The sequence below is a fragment of the Terrirhizobium terrae genome (assembly GCF_030323265.1).
Classification (GTDB): Bacteria; Pseudomonadota; Alphaproteobacteria; order Rhizobiales; family Rhizobiaceae; genus Neorhizobium.
Genome location: NZ_CP104992.1, coordinates 3038108 through 3053847, shown reverse-complemented (window position 1 = coordinate 3053847; position 15740 = coordinate 3038108). Strand labels below are relative to the sequence as shown.

The 15740-nt window shown below is 60.2% G+C and carries 13 protein-coding genes and 2 pseudogenes; 6 read left to right on the top strand and 9 right to left on the bottom strand.

Features of this window, described 5'->3' with window-relative positions; genetic code table 11:
• Positions 1–3 precede the first annotated feature (3 nt).
• The 8 genes and pseudogenes from glyA to N7E02_RS22850 all read right to left on the bottom strand — a co-directional run bounded on the left by glyA (position 4) and on the right by N7E02_RS22850 (position 8243).
• Positions 4–1293, bottom strand: coding sequence for a serine hydroxymethyltransferase (gene glyA, locus N7E02_RS22885; protein WP_286579881.1), 1290 nt, complete (start codon positions 1291–1293; stop codon positions 4–6).
• A 178-nt stretch (positions 1294–1471) separates the two neighbouring features.
• A pseudogene (locus tag N7E02_RS22880) lies at positions 1472–2801 on the bottom strand (L,D-transpeptidase family protein).
• Between the two features lie 246 nt (positions 2802–3047).
• Positions 3048–3692 (bottom strand): phosphoribosyltransferase family protein, encoded by a 645-nt coding sequence (locus N7E02_RS22875; RefSeq protein ID WP_286579880.1) that lies wholly within the window; start codon positions 3690–3692, stop codon positions 3048–3050.
• Complete coding sequence (locus N7E02_RS22870; RefSeq protein ID WP_286579879.1) at positions 3689–4363, bottom strand: energy-coupling factor transporter transmembrane component T family protein; 675 nt, start codon at positions 4361–4363, stop codon at positions 3689–3691. The genes N7E02_RS22875 and N7E02_RS22870 overlap by 4 nt, the downstream gene beginning before the upstream one ends.
• Positions 4360–5748 carry an ATP-binding cassette domain-containing protein gene (locus N7E02_RS22865; protein WP_286579878.1) on the bottom strand — a complete coding sequence of 463 codons (1389 nt, stop codon included), beginning with the start codon at positions 5746–5748 and terminating at the stop codon, positions 4360–4362. Before N7E02_RS22865 ends, N7E02_RS22870 begins: the two co-directional genes overlap by 4 nt.
• A gap of 146 nt (positions 5749–5894) precedes the next feature.
• Positions 5895–6464 (bottom strand): aminotriazole resistance protein, encoded by a 570-nt coding sequence (locus N7E02_RS22860; protein ID WP_286579877.1) that lies wholly within the window; start codon positions 6462–6464, stop codon positions 5895–5897.
• 595 nt (positions 6465–7059) lie between these two features.
• On the bottom strand, positions 7060–7572 hold the full coding sequence (gene ldtR, locus N7E02_RS22855) for a transcriptional regulator LdtR (protein WP_286583994.1): 513 nt from the start codon (positions 7570–7572) through the stop codon (positions 7060–7062).
• Positions 7573–7805: 233 nt separating this feature from the next.
• Complete coding sequence (locus N7E02_RS22850; RefSeq protein ID WP_286583993.1) at positions 7806–8243, bottom strand: DUF6163 family protein; 438 nt, start codon at positions 8241–8243, stop codon at positions 7806–7808.
• A gap of 132 nt (positions 8244–8375) precedes the next feature.
• On the opposite strand from N7E02_RS22850, the gene hemB reads away from it, so the two are divergent.
• The 5 genes and pseudogenes from hemB (at position 8376) to N7E02_RS22825 (ending at position 12013) form a co-directional block, all read left to right on the top strand.
• On the top strand, positions 8376–9386 hold the full coding sequence (gene hemB, locus N7E02_RS22845) for a porphobilinogen synthase (protein WP_286579875.1): 1011 nt from the start codon (positions 8376–8378) through the stop codon (positions 9384–9386).
• Positions 9387–9450: 64 nt separating this feature from the next.
• Positions 9451–9909 (top strand): RDD family protein, encoded by a 459-nt coding sequence (locus N7E02_RS22840; RefSeq protein WP_286579874.1) that lies wholly within the window; start codon positions 9451–9453, stop codon positions 9907–9909.
• 148 nt (positions 9910–10057) lie between these two features.
• Complete coding sequence (locus N7E02_RS22835) at positions 10058–10840, top strand: arginyltransferase (RefSeq protein ID WP_286583992.1); 783 nt, start codon at positions 10058–10060, stop codon at positions 10838–10840.
• Positions 10833–11716 (top strand): annotated as a pseudogene (locus N7E02_RS22830) (DMT family transporter). Before N7E02_RS22835 ends, N7E02_RS22830 begins: the two are co-directional and overlap by 8 nt.
• Before the next feature lie 60 nt (positions 11717–11776).
• The gene (locus N7E02_RS22825; protein WP_286579873.1) at positions 11777–12013 is read left to right on the top strand and encodes an AbrB/MazE/SpoVT family DNA-binding domain-containing protein; all 237 of its coding nucleotides are present in this window, start codon (positions 11777–11779) and stop codon (positions 12011–12013) included.
• A 12-nt stretch (positions 12014–12025) separates the two neighbouring features.
• Here the strand turns inward: N7E02_RS22825 and parC are convergent, their stop codons facing one another.
• Complete coding sequence (gene parC / locus N7E02_RS22820; protein ID WP_286579872.1) at positions 12026–14281, bottom strand: DNA topoisomerase IV subunit A; 2256 nt, start codon at positions 14279–14281, stop codon at positions 12026–12028.
• 206 nt (positions 14282–14487) lie between these two features.
• Here parC and N7E02_RS22815 point away from each other — a divergent pair, with 206 nt between their 5' ends.
• Positions 14488–15678 carry an aq_1923 C-terminal domain gene (locus N7E02_RS22815; RefSeq protein WP_286579871.1) on the top strand — a complete coding sequence of 397 codons (1191 nt, stop codon included), beginning with the start codon at positions 14488–14490 and terminating at the stop codon, positions 15676–15678.
• Positions 15679–15740 lie beyond the last annotated feature (62 nt).

The window sequence follows — 15740 nt, the reverse complement described above, 5'->3', positions numbered from 1 at the left end:
CTTTTACATATACGGGTACATCGTGAAGCGGTTCGTCAGCGCGACGACCTTTTCACGAACACCGGCTTCGACGGCAGCATTGCCTTCATCGGAATTGGCAGCCTTGAGGCCATCGAGAACCTCGACGATCAGGTTGCCGATTTCCTTGAACTCGGCTTCCTTGAAGCCGCGGGTCGTGCCGGCCGGGGTGCCGAGACGGACGCCCGAAGTGACGAAGGGCTTTTCCGGATCGAAGGGGATGCCGTTCTTGTTGCAGGTGATATAGCCGCGACCAAGAGCAGCTTCCGCGCGCTTGCCGGTGGCGTTCTTCTTGCGCAGGTCGACCAGCATCAGGTGGTTGTCCGTGCCGCCGGAAACGATATCGAGGCCGCCGGCAACCAGCGTCTCGGAAAGCGCCTTCGCGTTCTTGACGATCTGGGCCGCGTAGTCCTTGAAGTCCGGCTGCAGTGCCTCGCCGAAGGCAACGGCCTTGGCGGCGATGATGTGCATGAGCGGACCACCCTGGAGGCCCGGGAATACGGCCGAGTTGAACTTCTTCGCCAGATCCTCGTCATTCGTCAGGATCACGCCGCCGCGCGGGCCGCGCAGCGACTTGTGGGTCGTGGTCGTGGCAACATGGCAATGCGGGAACGGCGACGGATGCTGGCCACCGGCGACGAGGCCGGCGATATGGGCCATGTCGACCATCAGGTAAGCACCGACTTCATCGGCGATCTCGCGAAAACGTTTCCAGTCCCAGATGCGGGAATAGGCGGTGCCGCCGGCGATGATCAGCTTCGGCTTGTGTTCGCGCGCCTTGGCGGCAACGTCGTCCATGTCGAGCAGGTTGTCGTCCTGGCGCACGCCGTAGGAGACGACGTTGAACCACTTGCCGGACATGTTGACCGGCGAACCGTGGGTCAGGTGGCCGCCCGAGTTGAGGTCGAGGCCCATGAACGTATCACCCGGCTGCAGCAGCGCGAGGAAGACGGCCTGGTTCATCTGCGAACCGGAGTTCGGCTGGACGTTGGCGAAGTTGACGCCGAACAGCTTCTTGGCGCGTTCGATCGCAAGTTCTTCGGCGATGTCGACGAACTGGCAGCCGCCGTAATAACGCTTGCCCGGATAGCCTTCCGCATACTTGTTGGTCATGATCGAGCCCTGGGCTTCGAGTACGGCGCGGGAGACGATGTTTTCCGATGCGATCAGCTCGATCTCATGGCGCTGGCGACCGAGCTCCTTCTCAATCGCGCCAAAGATTTCAGGATCGGTTTCGGCGAGCGTACGGGAGAAGAAGACTTCGGTATTCGACATGGACGAGGCTCCTGGAAAAGGATGTCAGGCGGTGTCACGCGTCTTAGCGCCCTGCCCGCACGAGGGCAATACGGAGAGCGACATTTGCTCGCCCGACTGAACCTTGTGCGCATTACAAATGCAAAGGCCGCACTCCCTGGGGAACACGGCCTTCGAATAACAACAGATCTAAACCGCCTTATTGCGGCAGCATGTCCTGTTCGGTGATCGGGCCAGATGCACGCTCGACGCCGGTCGTGGTCTGCAGCGCGAGCTCCTGATTGCCGTCGCGCTCGTAGATATCGTCGCGGAACTGCACGACCTGGTCCTTTGCCGACCAAGCGGTGACGTAGACGATGTAGACCGGTACTTCCTGGGACAGCTTGATCGGCGTGTTCTGGCGGGCAGCGATCACGCGCTCGATGTCCTGGCGCGACCAGCCGGGTGTGTCGCGCAGCAGCCAGGTGATCATGTCGCGCACGTTCTGAATACGCATGCAGCCCGAGGATTCTGAAACGCATCAGCTTGTTGAACAGGCCCTGCTGGGGCGTGTCGTGCATGTATTCGTTGTTCGGGTTGTGGAAGTTGATCTTCGTCGAGGCCATCGCGTTGATCTTGCCAGGATCCTGGCGGAACATGAAGTTCGGCGCCTTGGGTGCGAACCAGTCGACCGTTTCCGGCGACACTTCCTGGCCACGACCATCGATGAGACGGATGTTGTTGCGCGTCAGATAGGTCGGGTCCTTGCGCATCAGCGGCACAATGTCCTTTTCGACGATTGAGCGCGGCGCAGTCCAGTAAGGGTTGAGGATGACTTCGTAGATCTTCGAGTTGATCGCATGGGTCGGACGGTCGATGCGGCCGACGACGGCGTTGGTGCGCAATGCGACGCGGTCATTCTCGACGGCTTCGACGTAGGCGGCCGGAATGTTGACCATGACGTAGCGAGAACCGAGATCGCCGGACATGGACTGCAGGCGCACGAGGTTGGTCTCGAGCTGGGCAAGACGCGTCTGGGCCGGGATGTTCATCGCCTTGATGGAGAATTCGCCGAGCACGCCGTCAGCCGGCAGGCCATGACGGGCCTGGAAGCGCTTGACCGCGCCGTCGACGTAGCTGTCGAAGGAATTGGACATGCCGGCGGACTGATCGAGGTCACCCGCGATCATCAAACGCTGGCGCAAGAGCTGCACACCCTGATCGACTACGCCAAGCTGCAGGCGGGTGGACGAACGCACTTCCGGCCAGCCGCCGTTCGAAACGATCTGCTGGTAGGCGAAGATCGCCTGCTGTATGTTGGCGGGGCCTTCGGGGCCGAGAACGGGATTGTTGGAAACAACACCGACGGCCGAGCGCGAACCGCGCGCATCGAACTGATCGTCCCAGCTGCCGCGACGCGGCGCATTGATCAGCGAGTCGATGGGGCTCTGGGCGAGCGCCGGGGCGGCAAGAGCCGCGGCTCCGACGGAGACCGCCGACCGCAGGAGGGAACGGCGAGAGAGAGTTTCAGACCCGATCTTTTTCGACATCATCCTATCCATCTGTTCCCGGTCAACACATCAGCGCTACAGGGATATGGTTAAAAAGGCGCAAAAGCCAAGCGGACCCAGTCATTTAAAACCGTGCCCGTCGCAGCTTCGGAAGCCAATTTTACCAATTGCTTGAACACGCCGTGTCCGATAGCAATATGGCCAATTCGTGTCAGCAAACGATAGGTCACAAAGCCGTGTGGCCCTGTGACCTTTATGCCGACCTGGGCTCACGCCTACGGCATGTCAGAGAAAGGTCTCGGGGATAGGCTCCCACTTGCTGTCTGCCTGGTGAGCCACCTTGGTGAACTGGGGAATATGGGCGAGGCTGCGGATGAGCTTCGCGTCGTCACCGAGCACGTCCTGCCAGTCCTTGGCCTCGGTCAGGATGACGCCGATGCTGACGACATCGCCACCCGCGGCCCGCACGAGATCGACCGAGCCCTTGATGCTGGAACCGGAGGCCACGACGTCATCGACAACGACGACACGCTTGCCTGCGATCAGCGGAATTGCCTGACGGTCGAGAAGCAGACGCTGCTCGCCCTTGGAGGTGATCGACGAGATCGTCTGCACCAGCGCATCCCCAAGATGGATCTTCGGCGACTTCTGCAGGATGACATAGTTGTCGAGACCGAGCGCCCGCGTCACTTCCATGGCGACCGGAATGCCGAGCGTCGCGGCGCCGACGATCACGTCGGGTTTCAGAGGCGCCAGCTGCTCGGCAAGCTTCCTGCCGACATGCTCACCGAATTTGACGCCGAGATCGATCACCATCATCAGCGAGATGGCAAAATCGGGCTTGATCGCGACGATCGGCAGATCGACGTCATAACCGGCGACATCGAGTTTCCAGGTTTCGCCGGTGATGGGAGAGGTTTCGGAGGTCATTTTCTTTCATCCTTGATGGGAAGGCGCGGCTCCACGAGAAGGCCGACATTGCGCCATGTCGTGCGTTTTTTCTTCAGATCGAAGCCGTAGACGGAAAGCGAGAGTGAAATGGCGTGGGCAGTGCGGATGGCCTGCACCAGGAGCGGCACGCCGCGGGCAAGCGCGAAACGTAGCCGGGTCGGAAGCGACACGTCGTCAATTTCCATGCCGCGGGCACGCTGGGCATCTGCAATGCGTTCGAAATCTTCGCGCAGCATCGGGATCATGCCGAAGGTGAGCGATAGGACGAGCGTGACGATCGGCGGCAGGCGCAAAGCGCTGCAGGCCGCAAGAATAGAACCCGGCGTACTGGTCTCCATGACGAAAAAGAAGGCGGCCGTGGTCGTGACCAGCCGTGCCGCCATGCCGAGCGCGACGAGTGCCGCCTCCTCTATCGCCATGCCCTGTATCGAGAGATTGAGGACCCAGCTGGCGATGACGAGCAGCGTCAGCAGCGTCGCGCCTTTGAGATAGGCTTTGAAGCCGGGCGTGTCCGCAAAGCGCAAAAACAGCACGGCGGCGATCGCAAGCGGGACGCCATAGATCCAGCCCGGCACGAGCCAGGCCGCGAGCATGACGAGGAAGGCCAAAGCCAGCTTGACGAAGAAATTGAGGTCGTGAAGCATGGTCATGCCGCCGCCTCGCTTTCTGCATAGGGTGCCGGCCAGCCAAGTGCCGCAAAGGCCGCACTTTTCCACCCTTCAGCGGTGGAGCCATCGAAGGCGACCCGACCCTGTTCGAGGATCAACGTTCTAGAGGTGACATCGTCGATCAGTTCCAGATCATGCGAGATGAGCAGGACCGAGCGGCCTGACGCCGTCATGGTCGAGAGGAAGTTTTCCAGAAGCCGCCTGCCCTGCAGGTCGCGGGCGAGAAGCGGCTCGTCGAGAATGGCGATCTTCACCGAAGCCGCCTCGGCGCAGGCGAGTCCAAGCAGAGCCTGCTGGCGTGCCGAGAGCGCAAACGGGTTGGCCTCGGCCAGATCGGCAAGCCCGTAGCGGGCGAGAATCCCGATAGCCTTGTCGCGATTGTCATTGGACGCTCCGCTCGATGCCCCGCCGGTCATGGCAAACAGCACCTCTTCGACAACGGTCATGTTGAACAGGATACGCCGCATGTTCTGTGGCAGGTAGCCGATCGACCGCGCACGCCGCGCCGGCGTCCAGCCATTGGCCACCTCGCCGTCTATCGCAATCGTGCCGGCCTTCATTTTTGCCAGTCCGAGGATCGACTGGAACAGCGTCGTCTTGCCCGCACCGTTACGGCCGACCAGGCCGACGATCTCGCCGGCGCGCAATTCCAGGCCGACATCTTCCAGCACGGCGCGGCCATCCGCACGCTTAAGCTCGGTCTTCACGTCGCTGACTGATAAGAGCGAGCGACCCGCCATCACTTCAGCTTTCTGCGATCGCCGGCGCCGTGGCGGCAGAATACCTGCAGCCTCCCAGGGGGCGGTCTGAGCCATGATCGCCTCGTCCGCAACCGGAGCCGAGAGACTGCCGTCCTTCAGGAGTGCAACACGATCGACCACGGCCTGCAGCGAGGCAGGGTCCTGTTCGGCGATGACAACACCGGCAAGGTCGGTGGCGAGCTTTTCGATCAGTCGAACCAAGCGCTGGCGGGCCGCCGGATCAAGGCCGGTCGTCGGTTCGTCCAGCACCAGAATTTCAGGTTTTGCCGCGATGGCGGCGGCAATCGCGACCATCCGTCGCTCGCCGCCCGAGAGGGTCAGCACGCGGCGTCCGCGCAATTGTTCGATCTCAAGTTCGGTGATGAGTTCGGCGACGCGGGCGCGGATCTCGGTCTTCGGAACTCCGCGATTTTCCAGTGGAAAGGCAATCAGGTCCTCGACGCCGAGATCCCATAGCTGGTCCTCGGCATTCTGGGCAAGGCTTGCGACGGCCATGAACCAGTGGTCCTTGCCGAATTCGGCGAGCGTCTTGCCGCGCAGCCTCACCTCACCGGAATAGGCGGGCGGCGTGACCAGCGTCGGGACGATGCCGGCAATCACATTCATCAGGGTGGATTTGCCGCTACCGGCCGCGCCGCAGACGAGAAGCCGTGCCCCTTTTCGAGATTCAGATCGGTCCCGGTGATGACGGATACGTCACCACCGAAGCCAACATTCAGATTTTTGACATCAAGCACGAAACTGCGAAGTCCTTAGAAGCGGGTAAAACCGGCCGGATGGGCGCTCTTGAGGATCTTCAGCGCGGGAACGACCAGAAGCGGCGTTCCGATCAGCATCGGTACGATATCCGACAGGCCGAGATAGCCGACAGCCCACCAGAACGGGAAGATGCCGAGATAGGCAAGGCTCGCCGAAACTGCAACGACCATGACAAGGCCAACAATCAGGCAGGCTGCCGCAATTTTAATCAGCGTCGGGCGGTCGAAAGTGGTTTTGGCCGGGTCGAAAAGCAGACCCGGGATGAGACCGGTGAGGCCAACCATGAAGCCATCGATGATCAGCGAATGGGCGGGAATAAAGGTGCCGGCGAGCAGCGACCAGACGATGGTACCGAGATAGCCGCAGATGAAACCGCTCTTCCAGCCGAGCATGATGCCGACGAGCGGCGGAAGAAATGCGAAGATGCGCCACTGGATCACACCCGGAACGAGCTGGATCGGATTGGCATAGGCCCAGAGCACGCCGGTGGCCGCCGCCGCGACGATGGAGAGAACGATCGGGAAGAGCGTATTGCCTTCCGGCTTGGCGAGAGTTTGTTGCATGTGTCACCCCTTAAATTTGGTGGGTAACGCAAAGCAAAAGGCGTGCCGATCAGGATTAGCTCAGCCCTTTGGTTCGGCGAGTACGCTTTTTCTACGGCAGAAAGGATATTTGGCAACAGGACCACACTCTTTCCGAGTATTTCTTGACGTATATCGCGCACGCAATGGGCGATTTGAATCGACAGTTTCAAGCAAGCTGTCCGGATTATCCTTCGCGCTTCAAATATAAACGCGGGGGAACTTATGAAATGGAATCCAGTATCGACACTTCCGCCTGACAGGCTGGTTTTCCTGATGTTCAACCACTTGGCCAGTGCGCAATGGGTGGGCTACGTCAACAGGGACGGCATCTGCGAATGGCCGGAGAAGGTTCGGGGATACCGTCCAAGCGCTTGGCAGGAAGTCATCGTTGACCTGACGCGAGATCAAGGCCGTCGGCGGCTGATCGCTTCATCGCTATCGCCGCAACGCAAACGAGCGTAGCGGCCCGCATTTCTGCGTTCCGCTACGATCTCACGCGTCACTGCATTGACTGGAGGAAATGAAGTGTCGCCCGCCCCTGGTGGCTCAGGGGCTCATGCCGTCACTTCAGGGATTACATCCGGTAGGCGATCGAGTCGTTCCAGAAGCGATCGAGACGCTGCAGCAGCTTGTTCATCTGGGAGAACTCGCCTTCGCCGATGCCGCCGACCTTTTCGATCGAACCGATGTGGCGCTCATAGAGCTTCGAAACGGTCTCGGCGATTTCCTGGCCTTCCTTGGTCAGGCTGATACGAACCGAGCGACGATCGATGCGCGAACGGGCATGGTTGATGAAGCCCAGGTCGACCAGCTTCTTGACGTTGTAGGAAACGTTGGAGCCGAGGTAGTAACCGCGGGAGCGAAGTTCGCCGGCGGTCAGTTCGGAATTGCCGATATTGAAGAGAAGAAGTGCCTGGACGGCATTGACGTCGTCGCGCCCCTGGCGGTCGAACTCGTCCTTGATAACGTCGAGAAGGCGGCGGTGGAGACGTTCCACCAGGTGCAGGGATTCCATGTAGAGACCGCGGATCGTGTCTTCCTGCTGGTCTGCGATTGCCGGTGCCTGCGGCTTGAGCTTCGTATTCATCATGACTGCCTCACTGTTTTGTTTGGCGGTGTGTTTGTTTCTTCCCGCCTTGAGACAGACCCTATCGAATGCGCATAAAATTCGACTTAAAACACTTGCTTAACAAATACCTACCTGCATTTTCGCTTTTGCCCGACCTGTGGACCGCTCTCTCCCATCATCGAATACGACCCATAAAAATCAATTACTTACGGTGATTTTTCGCGTCAATTTCGGGGCAAAAGCCTTTAACGTCATGGTAAATCAATCCTTATCCGCTCCTCCTTGCGGCGCTCCTCAAGCCATAGGGACAGCCTGAAAACGATGTAAAGGCTCGCCACCAGCATATGCAAAATCGGCACAAGCCGGTTGTGTCCGAACAGATCAGGCCAGACGACATACATCAGAATCTGGATGATTGCGGCGATCGCCCAGAGCACCGCGCCCCATGACGTCACCAGCCAGAGCCCAAGTGACGCGACCGGGAAAAGTACGGCCAACGCGGGTGCGGTGACGCGCCAGGGAAGGTTCAGGAGATCGAAGCGGGCTCGCCCGTCTAGCGAATAGCCGACCAGCATCGCCCAATATTGCAAGCCGAACCAGAAGCATGTGACGGCGATCATCCTCAGAAAGAGGACGAAGAGGATCTCAGTCAGCGAGCGCCTGGGCGCCGAGGGTGAATCAGGTTCCATGACGGAGATCCTATATGTGCTGCTCGCGAGCCGCCAGCGGAACGCATGGCTGCAATGCAGGCCTTGGGTCATTCATAAACAACTTGTCGCGTGCTAATGACCCGACCAACACGAAATATTGGAGTATCCGCCATGGACAAGACCCATATCGTCGATGAAGTCACCGGCCACCGCCGCATGCGCCGCAATCGCAAGGCCGACTGGACCCGTCGCATGGTACAGGAAAACCGGCTGACGGCGGACGACTTCATCTGGCCGATCTTCATCGTGCCGGGCAACGGCATCGTCGACCCGATCAAGGCCATGCCCGGCGTCAACCGGATGAGCATCGACAAGGCTGTCGAGGCGGTCAAGGAAGCGGCCGATCTCGGCATACCGGCGATCGCCACCTTCCCCGATATCGAGATGGAGCTTCGCGACGTCACCGGTTCCCAGAGCCTCGTCGCTGACAACCTGATCAACAAAGCGACGGCCGCGATCAAGAAGGCCGTGCCCAATATCGGCGTCATCACCGACGTGGCGCTCGACCCGTTCACCAGCCATGGCCATGACGGCATTCTGCGCGACGGCATCATCGTCAATGACGAGACGGTCGATCAGGTGGTCCGAGCCGCGATCCTGCAGGCGGATGCGGGCGCCGATATCATCGCTCCGTCGGAAATGATGGATGGCAGGATCGGCGCGATCCGCCGCGGGCTCGACGCCGCCGGCCACCAGGATGTCGGCATCATGTCTTATGCAACGAAGTTTTCGTCCGGCTATTACGGCCCTTATCGCGAGGCGATAAACACAAGCGGCCTCCTGAAGGGCGACAAGAACACCTATTACGTCTCGCCGGCCAACGGCACCGAAGCGCTGCGCGATGCAGCGCTCGATGTCGAGGAAGGCGCCGACATGATGATGGTGAAGCCGGGCATCGCCTATCTCGATATCTGTTGGCGCGTGAAGGAGGCTTTTGGCCTGCCCACCTATGCTTATCAGGTCTCGGGCGAATATTCGCAGATCAAGGCGGCGGCCATGAACGGCTGGATCGATGGCGAGCGGATCATGATGGAGACGCTGCTCTGCTTCAAGCGCGCCGGCTGCGACGGCATTCTCACCTATTTCGCAGTTGAGGCGGCCAAGAAGCTCGCCAAGGGCTGACGAGGCTTGTGGATCCTGCTTCTCTTCACCATATCCTTACAGAGAAGCAGGAGAACTTGAGCCGATGAGCATCGACCCGAACCCGACCTATACCGCACCGGAGGACTGGCGCGCCTATAGCGGCGTTCTTTCGCGTCGCGTCTTCGCCTTCATCCTGGACTATCTGATCGTGCTGCTGCTGTGCATTCCGGCAGCGGTGATCGTGTTCTTTCTCGGCATCCTGACACTTGGCCTCGGCTTCATGCTCTATCCGGCGCTCTTCGTCATCGTGGCGCTTCTTTACTTTGGCATGACGCTTGGCGGACCTTCGCAGGCTTCTCCCGGCATGCGCGCCATGGGTATCACCCTGATGCGGACGGACGGGCGGCGCATGGATTTCATGACCGCCATGGTGCATACGGTGCTGTTTTGGGTGATCAATTCGTTCCTGACGCCGCTCATCCTGCTCGTCGGCCTGTTCACCGAGCGGTCGCGGCTTGTACATGATATGCTGCTCGGAACCGTCATCGTCCGCACAGGATGATTGCGGCACCAATTTGTCGCAACACACAGCTTTGTTGGCCGCGAAGCGCCTCTCAGGACGGGCGCTTCGCGCATATGGTTGACGTTTTCCATAGATGCGCCATGGTATTGCAAAATATCACAACGATGACGGGATCGGCCGCTACTCGATGAATACCCAGACGACGCCATCACCGCAGTTCTATCTGACGGCACCGGCAGTTTGTCCCTATCTTTCGGGTGAGATGGAACGCAAGGTGTTCACTCATCTGGTCGGGCCGCGAGCCGCCGAGATGAACGACCTTTTGACCCAGGGCGGTTTCAGGCGTTCGCAGAACATCGCCTACCGTCCTGCTTGTGAGGCCTGCCGCGCCTGCGTTTCCGTTCGCATCCTCGCCAACGAGTTCGAGCCGACGAAATCGATGAAGCGCGTGATCGCCGGAAATCGGGACATCGTCTCCACCATACAGCCCGCGCAGCCTTCGACAGAACAATTCGGCCTTTTCCGTCGCTACCTGGACGACCGCCACCAGCATGGTGGCATGTCGGATATGTCGGCGCTCGACTACGCGATCATGGTGGAAGATACCCATGTGAATACCCGACTGATCGAATACCGTATGCGCGTACCGGGTTCCGGGATCAGCGACCAGCCGAAGGGCGAGCTGATTGCCGTCGCCCTCACCGATATGATGAGCGATGGGCTCTCGATGGTCTATTCCTTCTTCAATCCGAAGCTGGAAAAGCGCTCGCTCGGCACCTTTATGATATTGGACCATATCAATAGAACGAGATCTCTCGGGCTCCCGCATGTCTATCTCGGCTATTGGGTGAAGGGATCGCCCAAGATGGACTACAAGACCCGCTACCAGCCGCAGGAGCAACTGACGGCGCGAGGCTGGGAACGTTCCGTTCCGCATCCCAATCCCATTGCAGCCATGCTTGATGAGTGATCACAAGAAGGGGCTATTGCTCGCGACGATCGGCGGCCTGGCACTGTCCTTCGACGTGCCGCTCGTCCGGCTCGGCGGTGGTGAATTGTGGGAAACGCTGGCGCTGCGCAGCCTGTCCACCTTCATCCTCGGGGCGATCGTCTGGCTGGCGATCCATCGCATTCACCCGCGCAATCCGGCGCTCAGACCCGGCAAGGCGGGCCTTGTCGCCGGCCTGTTCTACGGCCTCTCGACAATCACCTTCCTCGGCGGCGTCTTCAACACTGCGACAGCGAATGTCGTCTTCATCGTCGCCTTCACGCCGATGTTCGCGGCACTGTTCGGCTGGTTGATGCTGAAGGAGCGTCTATCCCGATCAACGGGGATTACGATGCTGCTGATGGTGTTCGGTGTCGGCCTGATCGTCTCCGGCGGTCTGGCCGCCGGCGAGTTGCTGGGCAACCTGTCCGCCATCGCAACCGCCGTGTTGCTGGCAGGCGCAATCACCATCGGTCGCAAGAGCCGCGTCAATCTTGGCCTTGTGCCGCTGGCTGCGACCATCATCCCGGGCCTCGTCGGCTTTGCGATGATGGCACCGGGCGGGCTGTCGACCGTCCCCTCCCGCAATGGGTGCTGCTGGACGGGCTTGTCGTGCTGCCGCTTGCCTTCTGGTGCCTTGCGACCGGTCCCAAGTACCTGTCCGGCCCCGAGGTCGGGATGTTCTACCTGTTGGAGACCGTGCTCGCGCCGATCTGGATGTGGATGATCTTCGGTGAAGAAATCCACATCAGCGTCCTCCTCGGCGGCGCGGTGCTGGTCCTCGCTCTGATCGGCCATGCCCTGTGGCAGATGCGAGCACGAGGCCGCACCGAATCGATAACCGTACAGTCCGGCTGAGTCCGTATATCTCAATCCTCGGATGTGATACCTTATCACCTCTATCGTTGGAGGACGGCGATGAGTGAGAAGGTCAGCATCCAGAAGATCGGTAATGGCTACGGCATCATCCTGCCGGAGAAGCATCTCGATAAAGTCGGATGGAAAGAGGGCGATCTGGTCGAGATCCGCTCGGATTCTGAACATATCGAGTTCATCGAACCACGCGGCAATGATGAGCGAGAGCGGGAAAGCCTCATCGCCGGTACAGCGATGAGGAATTATTACGCCGCGCTCAAGCAGCTAGCCAGAATCTGACCTCGTCCGAGGTCAGCCGGCAAACTTGCCGCTTCTCGGAAAGCCCTTCGGAACCGTGCGGCCGGCGGCGGCGCGATCGCCCATCCATTCCAGCAACTCGTCCTTGGTGCGGTTGAACGCACGGCCGGCGCTGTCTTCCCAGGAAAGCCCGGTCTCCATGGCGAAGCACTTAATGTCGGAAATGCCGCCATCCTTGTAGCGCTGCAGGCGCACGCCTTTGCCGCGGGTCATTTCCGGCAGTTGCTCAAGCGGGAAGACAAGCATCTTGCGGTTTTCGCCGACGATCGCGACGTGATCGCCGGAGACCGGCACCACGAGCTTTGCCTCGTCCGGCATCGACACGTTCATCACCTGCTTGCCCTTGCGGGTATTGGCGATCATCTCGCTTTCCGCGACGATGAAGCCGTAACCGGCCGTCGAGGAGACAATCATCTTACGGCTCGCATCGTGAACGAAGGCGGTCAGGATGTCCTGGTCGTTCTCCATGTCCACCATGATGCGGACGGGCTCGCCATGGCCGCGGCCGCCCGGCAGCTTGTCGGCGCCGAGCGTGTAGGCCTTGCCGCCGGTCGTGACGAGCAGCAGCTTGTCGGTCGTCTGCGCCGGGAAGGCGAGCTTCAGGCCGTCGCCTTCCTTGAAGGTGAGCCCCGACGTGTCGGCGACATGGCCCTTCAGCGCACGGATCCAGCCCTTCTGCGAGATGACGACCGTGATCGGTTCCTTCTCGATCATCGCCTGCTGGATGGCTTCCAAATCCGCTTCCGGCGCTTCGGCAAACTGGGTGCGGCGGCGGCCGAGCTCGGTCGCCTTGGCATAGGTCTTCTTGACGTCCTGGATCTCGACCTCGATCATCCGCCACTGCTTGTCGTCGGACGCGAGCAGCGCTTCGATGTCGGCCTTTTCCTTGGTCAGATTATCGTGCTCGGTGCGGATCTCGAATTCCTCGAGCTTGCGCAAATTGCGCAGCCGCATGTTGAGGATCGATTCCACCTGGAGATCGGTGAGCGACCAGCGCTCCACCATAACCTGCTTCGGCTCATCCTCTTCGCGGATGATGCGGATCACCTCGTCGATATTGAGATAGGCGATCAGCAGGCCGCCGAGGATTTCCAGGCGACGGTCGATGGCGGCCAAACGATGACGCGAGCGGCGGACGAGAACGTCCTTGCGATGCGCCAGCCATTCGACCAGCACTTCGTTGAGCGCCATGACCTTGGGCACGCGGCCCATGGACAGGACGTTCATGTTGAGCGGAATGCGGCTTTCAAGCTCGGTCAGCTTGAACATCGATTCCATCAGCAGCGTCGCATCGACCGTACGGCTCTTCGGCACGATGACGACGCGGACGTCTTCGGCGGATTCGTCACGGATATCGTCGAGCAGCGGCAGCTTGCGGGCGATCAGCAGTTCGGCGATCTTTTCGATCAGTCGCGACTTCTGGACCTGATAGGGAATTTCGGTGACGACGATCTGGTAACCGCCACGGCCGAGATCCTCGATCTCCCACTTGGCGCGAACACGGAAACCGCCGCGGCCGGTACGATAGCTTTCGATAATGCTTTCGCGGCTGTCGATGATGATGCCACCGGTCGGCAGGTCCGGCCCAGGCACGAATTCGACAAGCTTTTCGACCGTCGCATCCGGATGCCGGATCAGGTGCAGTGCTGCGTCGCAGAGCTCATGGGCGTTATGCGGCGGGATCGACGTCGCCATGCCGACCGCGATGCCTGTAGCGCCATTGGCGAGCAGGTTCGGGAAGGCGCCGGGCAGGACGACCGGCTCGGAATTGGATTCGTCGTACGTATCGCGGAAATCGACCGCATCCTCGCCGATGCCTTCGAGCAGGAGTTCGGCCACTGCCGTCATCTTGCTTTCGGTGTAACGCATCGCGGCGGGACTATCGCCGTCGATATTGCCGAAATTGCCCTGCCCGTTGACCAGCGGATATCGCAGCGAGAAATCCTGGGCCAGACGCGCCAGCGCGTCATAGATCGCCTGGTCGCCGTGCGGGTGATAGTTACCCATCACTTCGCCGACGATCTTCGCGCATTTGCGGAAGGCGGTGTTCGGGCGAAGTCCCATCTCGCTCATCGCGTAGACGATGCGGCGGTGGACCGGCTTCAGGCCGTCGCGCACGTCCGGCAGGGCGCGGTGCATGATGGTGGATAGAGCATAGGCAAGATAACGCTCTTCGAGCGCTGCCTTCAGGTCTACCGGTTGAATATTGTCGCCGCCGTCGTCGCCGGGCGGATTCACGATCTGTCCCATGCCCTCTTGCTAGCGGAAAGCCCGGTTTTCAGCAAGAAAGCCGGGAGATCTGGCTGTGGAGAACCTCGGTTGCCAGACACGCTCCATCGGGCTCGCCACAAAAACGCCGGCAACGGCTTCTCACAAAGCCATGGACGTTTTATTAGCCCGACCTATAAATGCCATTGATTTCACGGGCAGATCGTTGCTCTCCCAGGAGGATATTCATGCGTTACACTCCCTCGGCCAAATTGTTTGCGGCCGGAACGGCTCTCATTTCTTTTGCGACGCCTGCATTGGCGCTTGATGGAAACGACCTCGTCAACAAGCTCAACCGCGCACTCTACGTCCAGGAAGGCTCCGGGATCGTTGCCGGATCGGTCGAAGTTGACGGATCGGACGTGACGCTGACCAACAGCCGCTTCGAACTCGGCGGCGACCAGGGCAGCCTGCCGCTCGGCACCATCGAGATGCAAGGCGTTGAGGAAGATGCCGGCGGCTACACGATCGAGAGCGTGACGTTCCAGAATGTCGACTTCAAGCAGGAAAATGCCGAAGTCACGGCCTCGAATATCGCACTCAGCGGCGTGACCGTGCCGGCCGATATCAACGGCAACACGCTCGACTCCGTTCTTCTTTACGACGAGGCGACGGCCGGTCCTCTCGAAGTGAAGATCGATGGCAAGAGCATTGCGTCGATCGGTTCGTCGAAGCTGACAAGCGAAGTCTCCGACGACAACAAGTCCGTCGACTTCGACCTGCAGGTTTCCGACGTCAAGGGTGATCTCAACGCGATCCAGGATCCCAAGACGCGCCAGATGGTATCCGATCTCGGCATCAGCTCGCTCGACGGCAAGATCAGCATGGTCGGCAGCTGGGACATGGAGCCGGGCACGCTGGCAATCGAGGAATATGCCTTCGACTTCGCCAATATCGGCCGCCTGAACATGGCGTTCAGCCTGTCGGGCTACACGCTCGACTTCGTCCGCTCGGCCAACGAGACGGCACGCGCCATGGAAGCCAACCCGAACAAGGAAGAAGCGGCGCAGGCTGCAAACCTCGCCATGCTCGGCCTGATGCAGCGCCTGACCTTCAACAGCGCCATGGTTCGCTTCGAAGACGCCGGCATCACGGAAAAGGCGCTGGATGTCGCGGCCAAGCAGCAGAACACGACGGCCGACCAGCTGGCTCAGATGATCAAGGCGATGACGCCGATGATCCTTGCCCAGTACAACATTCCGGAACTGCAGAACGCGCTCAGCCAGGCGGTCAACACCTATCTCGACAAGCCGGGCAGCTTCACCCTGACCGCACAGCCGCAGAATGCAGTGCCTTTCCCGATGATCATGGGCGCGGCCATGGGAGCGCCGAACACGCTGCCACAGGTTCTGGGCGTCACGGTCACTGCCAACGACTGAGAACAGCACAGTTCCAGACATGAAAAAAGCCCGGCAAGCGACGCCGGGCTTTCTTCTTTATT